This window comes from Waterburya sp., assembly GCF_058530065.1.
Genome location: NZ_JBZNBU010000411.1, coordinates 1 through 1,655, shown reverse-complemented (window position 1 = coordinate 1,655; position 1,655 = coordinate 1). Strand labels below are relative to the sequence as shown.

1 protein-coding gene and 1 pseudogene are annotated in these 1,655 nt (G+C 36.6%); both read left to right on the top strand.

What is annotated here, in order from left to right:
• Nucleotides 1-116: pseudogene (locus AC33VI_RS22950) on the top strand (IS630 family transposase); the annotation flags it as partial.
• Nucleotides 117-545: 429 nt separating this feature from the next.
• On the top strand, nt 546-1,526 hold the full coding sequence (locus AC33VI_RS22945) for a glycosyltransferase family 4 protein (RefSeq protein ID WP_491784582.1): 981 nt from the start codon (nt 546-548) through the stop codon (nt 1,524-1,526).
• Nucleotides 1,527-1,655: the final 129 nt, after the last annotated feature.

The window sequence follows — 1,655 nt, the reverse complement described above, 5'->3', positions numbered from 1 at the left end:
TTAAATCTATTGAGCAACTAGAATCTCTTTTACATCAACTTCTTAATCAGGGGGAGTTAATTATTAATTGGGATAGAAAATTGAAAAATAAAGGCAATGCTGTTAATGCAATTTAAATACGCGACAGCTTAGAGACGTTCCATGGAACGTCTATCAGAATAAATAAGAATTTGAAAAATTTTTACTAATAATAAATTATTCTCTATTTATCTGGCTAGTGCGCGAGGAATTGATATTAGTTTATTTAACTAAGATACTATTGGTAAATAACTTTATTTTCTTTAATTATGCTAAAGTTTTTATATGCGATCGCGAAGTTAAACGTTATCAGCGATCGCTCATTATTTAATATTACTTAATACTTACTTTTGTCTCACCATCCAACTTTACGTAGATAAGTAATAATAAATTCAGTAATTAGAATAACCTTTTAACATATAACAAACAAACACGTAAATTTAGTCTTGTAAATCTTCAATAAAAATATAGTCTTACCATGACTCAAACAGCATTTTGCTCGATCGCTTTTTTAAGACAGGACTAACGTGAAAACAATACAAATAGGTCTAGAATGGTTTCCCGAACAAGGAGGAGGACTCGATCGCTTTTATTATGATTGCACTCGCTATCTGCCACAAGTAGGAGTAAATGTAAAAGGTTTAGTTGCAGGTTCTTATACTATTGAAAAAGATACCAATGGCAGAGTTAAAGCATTTGCTTTGCCAGATGCCTCAATTCTAAAACGGTGGTTGGGAGTCAGGAAAAGCTTTAAAGAATTAACCTCACAACAAGACTACGATCTAATCGTCTCCCATTTTGCCTTTTATACTTTCCCCCTATTGAATATGTTAGACGATCGCCCGTTGGTCACTCATTTTCATGGACCTTGGGCATTAGAAAGTGGTGTAGAGGCAAATAAAAGCCTGGCGGTTAAAGTTAAGAAATGGCTCGAACAAAGCACTTACAAGCGCTCGCAACAGTTTATCGTTCTCTCTAAAACCTTTCGGGATATCTTGCATCGAGAATATCAAGTTCCCTTAGAACTAATAAATATTATTCCTGGCGGTGTAGATATAGATCGTTTTAAGATCGAGCTTTCTCCTACCGAAGCACGTACTAAATTAGATTGGCATCAAGATCGACCGATTATTTTTTGTATCCGTCGATTGGCAAAACGCATGGGGTTAGAGAATCTGGTTTCAGCGATGACCCAAGTACGCGCTCTCTACCCCGATATTTTGCTTTATATTGCTGGTAAAGGAGCTTTAGCGGAAACTCTGCAACAGCAGATTAAACAATTAGACTTGAATAATAATGTTAAATTGCTAGGCTATATTCCCGACGAACAACTACCATTATGTTATCGTGCAGCTAATTTTTCCGTTATTCCCACAGTGGCTTTAGAAGGTTTTGGTTTAATTGCGATCGAGTCTTTAGCGGCTGGAACTCCTGTATTGGGTACACCTATCGGTGGTATTCCCGAAATTTTAAGACCCTTCTCCGAAGATTTAGTCTTTGAAGGCTAAAATCCGGACCAACTTGCTAGAGGAATTATCGAAGCCTTATCGGGCGATCGCACTTTACCTACCGCTCAAGCATGTTTAGATTACGTCCAAGCTAATTATAACTGGAAGGCGATCGCCAAACAAATTAAG